3 protein-coding genes are annotated in these 5375 nt (G+C 51.8%); 1 reads left to right on the forward strand and 2 read right to left on the reverse strand.

Going from position 1 to position 5375, the window contains the following annotated elements; all coding sequences use genetic code 11:
• Window positions 1-3908 (reverse strand): S8 family serine peptidase (locus L691_RS33875; protein ID WP_025688096.1); only part of this gene is annotated, 3908 nt, incomplete at its 3' end.
• A gap of 333 nt (window positions 3909-4241) precedes the next feature.
• Between L691_RS33875 and L691_RS0100540 the strand changes: the two genes are divergently transcribed.
• Complete coding sequence (locus tag L691_RS0100540; RefSeq protein ID WP_046723811.1) at window positions 4242-4541, forward strand: GNAT family N-acetyltransferase; 300 nt, start codon at window positions 4242-4244, stop codon at window positions 4539-4541.
• A gap of 113 nt (window positions 4542-4654) precedes the next feature.
• On the opposite strand, the gene L691_RS32395 is transcribed toward L691_RS0100540, so the two are convergent.
• Window positions 4655-5375: DEAD/DEAH box helicase (locus L691_RS32395; RefSeq protein ID WP_025688099.1), on the reverse strand; the 721-nt coding region annotated here is incomplete at its 5' end.

Consider the following 5375-nt stretch of genomic DNA (forward strand, 5'->3'; position numbering starts at 1 on the left):
TCGATACCGGCCAGCTTCACGGCTCTATCCAGAATAACGGCCACTTCCTGACGGGAAACCTTGGCCTTCGGCGCGAACTTGCCATTACCAACACCCAGAATCAATCCGGCCTTCGTAGCGGCTGCAACATCGGCTGCATACCAATCGGCTGCCTTCACATCGGTAAAGTTTACCGATGCGTCGGTGCGCAGACCGAGCGCGCGTACGAGCAGTGCCGTAAATTCGGCGCGGGTCAGGTTGCTCTCCGGCGAGAAGGTCGTTGCTGAAGTGCCTTGGAAGATCAATTTGTTAGCCAGTGCCGTGATGTCCGAAGCCGCAGACGATGCCGCGATATCGGTAAATGGCACCGGACGGCTTACAGCGGCATATGTTGAAAAGCCGGGACGATTAACGGTAACTAGGGTCGTTCCACCCTCTTGAGCCTTGAATACGGAAGCTACCGGAGTGATCTTGCCGTTCTCTTCGAAGAGAACGCCGGCCGTATTCGCGGCAATGCTTCCAGGAACAGTGAAGGATCTCTTGATGAACGTATTGCTTGGCACAGTCAGATACGTGCTGCCAGTTACCGTTGTCCAGTTTCCTTCGAAGGATACCGGGGCTCCGATGACAGACGAACCGGCTGCGCTTGCCGTGAATTTGCCCGCTTCTTCCGAGGCCGGCTTAATCGACAGATCGAAGCCTGCGCCTGCAGGAGCGCCGCTCAGCAGCGTTACGGGCAGGGAAACTGCGGAATCTTTTGTGCTGAGAATTACCTTGGTAGCGGAAGAGAGAGCTGCTAGCAGCTTCACTTGATCCGCAGTCAGGCTGACCTTGGCGGCGGAACCGCTAACCGAAGGAGCCGAGATGATAACAGCGTTCTGGGCGGTAGTAGCGTTAGCCAAAGCAGCTTTCAGGTCGTTATCCGATACCGTGATGATGGTAACGCCGTTTTGCACGGTCGTTGCAGGCGTAACGGTTACTTGCTTGAAGCCTTGGTCGATCAAGGCTGCAGCGGACCCTGGAACCGTTGGTGCAGGTGGTGTAGTCGGTGCAACTGCGCCTCCTCCACCGCCGCCGGCCGAACCGCCTCCACCGATGCTTGTAGAGTTATCGACGCGCAGCGAGATGAAGCCGTTGTAATCACTTGTTAATTTATCGAGTGATTTATTGTAATATCCATAGAAGATGTTCAGCTTGTAAACTCCATCTGTAAGATGCCCTATAACCGGTTTACCATTTTCGTCAAGTACGACATGGCCCTTGGCATCATACTTGATGTAGGAGCCATCAATGCCTTTGACAGTGTGAACGCCTGTTTCAAGATAGGTAGCGCTGGTCACCGTGTCGAAATCCATCAATCCGATAAGCTCATCGTCCAAGTTGTAAACGTCAAGCTCATACACATTTGTTTTGTCCGCCGTCAGCTTGTAGCTCAGATCGCTTGTAACCGGCGTTGGCAGATTTGGATAAATTACTGGATTCGTCAGCGAAATTTCCTGAATGCCTACCGGGCTGTTAGGCAGCTCAGTGCCTACATATACGGAGAAAGGAAGGTGAAGTGTAGGCAGATTAGGAGCAGTCAAAGTAACCTGCCCTTCATAGAAGCCGGATTCTGTACTATTACCCACATTCACATTCAATGCGAATGTTTTGGTTTGGTACCCTCCAACTGCCAATTCAGTTTGACCTAAATCGGCTGTAATTCCGGCTGGAGCGTCACCATGCCATTGTACGGCAGCGGTATAAGTTAAGTTGGAGCTGTCCGTGTTTTTAATTTGCAGATTTTCAATCTTGGATGCGCCAGGAGCAACGACACCAAAGTTGGCGGAATCGTTATAGTTGATAACATTTTGCGGATTGAAGTTTTTGTCGAGAATCGTGATCGGTTCAATAGATTCAAGGACCGCCGGTGTATTAATGGCGTCAGCGACATTTACACGTCCAGCTCCCTGTTCGTATACGTTGTATCCGTCAAGTACCTTGGCTGTATTGGCCAGTGCCGCCCGAATCTCAAACGGCCCCCAAGTCGGGTGAGCTTGCTTCAGAAGAAGGGCAAGGCCGGCCACATGCGGCGTAGCCATGCTTGTTCCGCTGATGCGGTTGTAGGCTTTGTCATAAGATGCATCTTTAAACTCATCGTATTTTTTGTAAGCAGGCCAGGTTGACAGGATGCCTACGCCCGGAGCGACGAAATCCGGTTTAATGCTCAGGTTGGCATCGACGTTCGGTCCTTCGGAAGAGAAGCTGGCGAGTGTGTCTCCCGCAAAATCAGTTTCATTGTACTCGGCTCCGAAGGTAAAGGTAACATCAGGGTTGGCTATAATCGTTTTGGCGAGCAGCCGTCCTTCGCTTCCTTTCATGTCAAACGTCGGAATGCTGTTATATATATCGCCAATATTGTTGCTGATGTAATCGTCACGGCCAGGAATGCTCTCGCTCAAATCGACTACGGATGTGTTGTCCTTCAAAACTTTACCGTTCCCGTTAAAGATAACAATTGCTGCGGCCCCGGATTTTTTAGCGTTGGCGATTTTGTCGGTAAAGCCGAGTACTCCGCGCGAAACGAATGCAATATATGGCTCGCCTTCTTGCAGATTGAGTTGAGAAAGAAGTTTGTTAAAATCGGCTTCTGTGCCCAAACCCGCAAATCCTGCTTTTACAGGCTCTGTTCCGATAATGTCCTTAAAATTGCTTTTGCCAAATTCCCAAGACATGACGTTCAAGTCGCTGTAAGTGGAATAAGTAACGCTCGCCACCGTCGGCTGGAAATTAACATGGAAGTTCTTCGCCGGGCTAGTTGCCGCGCCGACTGAAATACCTAACTGTGAGGTTGCGGGCGAGCCAAGCGTATTTGCGCCCGGTCCGGCATTGCCGTTGGCGATAACCGCAGTGACGCCGGAAAGGACAGCGTTATTGATCGCTATAGCGTCCGGAGAATTAACGTCCTTCTCAGCGTCGGAGCCGAGAGAGAGGTTGATTACGTCCATGCCGTCTTTGACTGCATGCTCGATACCGTCGATAACCTGAGCGGAAGAACCGCTGTCGGATTTGGTGTCGGCGTTATAACCGAGTACTTTGTATGCATAGAGATTGGCCTCGTAAGCGACGCCTTTTTGCACAATCTCGCTTGTAGGATTGTCGAATCTGCCGATAATGGTGCCTGCTACGTGAGTGCCGTGATAAGAGCCTTCATAACCCGCTTCCGGATTAGGGGCTTCTTCGTAAGGATCATTGTCATTATAGAAAGAATCCCAACCGCCTATATACGCAGGTTCGATATCGGGATGCTTATAATCGACGCCTGTATCAATAACGCCTACTTTAAGACCCTTGCCGGTATATCCTTTTTCCCAAGCGGCATTCGCCCCGATCTGGTCCAGAGGAGCTGCGCCGTACTGAAGCGTTCCGGTAATCGTAGCATCAGCCTCATCAACGGGAATCGCATACCATGTACTGTTCTCATAGATCGACTTGACGCCGGGAATTTCGGCGAGTTCCGGAATCTCGTTGGCGGGAACGGTTACCTCGAAGCCATTTAATACAGTGTTGTAACGATAGTTCACTTTAAGGTCAATGCCTTCGTCCTCGGCTTTGTCCAGAACTGTCGATTGCTGGCTCGCGACAGCCGCTTCGGTAGCGGATTTCGCCAGGGAGGAAATGCCCTGCTTCGCCGCGTACTTGCCTACGGCTGCCGGTTGGCCGCTAAGCTGCACGATAACGCGGACATCCGCAGATGATTTGGTGTTGATTTTGGGTGAGATATAAGTTCCTTTCGAGCTTTGAAGCAAAGAGGTGCTTTTCGTAGAAAATTGCGATAAATGCGTTTGCAAGCTGTCGGCGGCGAATGCGGCGCCCGGAATAGTCCCGGCTGTCAGTCCCAAAGCCAGAGACACGATGGACAGCTTGCGTGTTAATTTGCCCAACTTCAAATAAAATCCCTCCCAAATGTTCTGTATAATGTTGATTTCCCCTGCCGCCTGGGTGAAGCTTATGTAGAATTCTCCTTTCCTAGTAATTCTCTCTTTATTTCCACCTAGATTAGTAGGGAAAAAGATTAAGAAGATTCTACCACCGGTAAATTGGAAAATCCAGAGAAAAATTTATTTTTCGTGTAAGTTAAGCGTGAAATGAATGAATCTGCTAGATTTGTAGCCTGAATCTGTGAATCGTCGCATCCTTTTGCCGGATTTTGAAGAAAAATGGGCTGAGTGGGTAAAGTAATATTGGAACCCAAGGGCAAGCTATACGAGGAGGTAAAAGCCATGAGCAACAACGAAACCGATGAAATCGGCGTTATTTACAAGGAGCGCAACGCCTTTGTTATCCGTACGGACGAGGGGCCGATTGGAGAAATTACCTACGTGCCAAAAGACGAGCATACCTGGGTAGCCGATCATACGTATGTGTCGCCTCATTACCGGGGAGGAAATATCGCTCAGAGGCTGCTCAATAGGCTAGCGGAGGAAGCGAGAGCGAAGGGGGTTAAAATCATACCCCAGTGCTCTTATGTTGGAGTCCAGTTTAGAAGAAATCCGGAATATGAGGATGTATGGAAGCATTAGGAGTGTGCCTGATTACAGGTAGATACTATAGCAGCAGCGTTTATGGTTAAAAAAAGAAGCCATCCCGCACTTATGCAGAGGATGGCTTTCTGGCGCTTCGGGCCCGGGTGCCGTCAGGCCCCTGACCATTCGCGCCTCAGAGTGAACAGGTCCTTCAGAGCCTCGGTGGACAGCTCGGTAATCCAGCCCTCCGAGCTGGTAATGATGCTGTCGCTAAGCTGCTGCTTGCTCTCCAGCATCTCGTCGATCCGCTCTTCCAATGTTCCGAGGGCAATGAATTTATGCACCTGAACATCGCGAGTCTGGCCCATGCGGTAGGCCCGGTCCGTCGCCTGATTCTCCACGGCCGGGTTCCACCAGCGGTCGAAATGAAATACATGATTGGCCGCCGTCAGATTCAGGCCGACGCCGCCGGCCTTCAGGGACAGAATAAACACGGCAGGCCGCTGCGACGCAAGTGAAGGGGCCTGCTTCGGGCCGGTCGGGAGAGAGGCTTGCGGCTGTCCGTTCAGCGAAGAGGACGCGCGCAGGACCTGCTGATCTCCGCCTGCGGAAGAGGGCGTTGACAGGCCTGGCGGGGCCAGAGGCATGTCCCGTCCGGACTGAAAGTCTTCGATCATGCGGTCCCGCGCCGATTTGGAGGTGCTTCCGTTCAGATAGAGCACAGGCTCCCGCAGTTCCTCCCGCAGCACGCGTTGAAGCATCTGGCCCATGCCGATATATTGGGTAAAAATCAGGCAGCGCTCTCCCTCTTCCCGCAGCTCTTTGACCATGGCGAGCAGCCGCTCCAGCTTGGCGGAGCGTTCGATCAGCAGGCTCGTATCCGCCGGTTCG

Origin of the sequence: Paenibacillus zanthoxyli JH29 (assembly GCF_000520715.1) — a bacterium.
In the GTDB taxonomy this organism is placed as follows: Bacteria; Bacillota; Bacilli; order Paenibacillales; family Paenibacillaceae; genus Paenibacillus_AQ; species Paenibacillus_AQ zanthoxyli.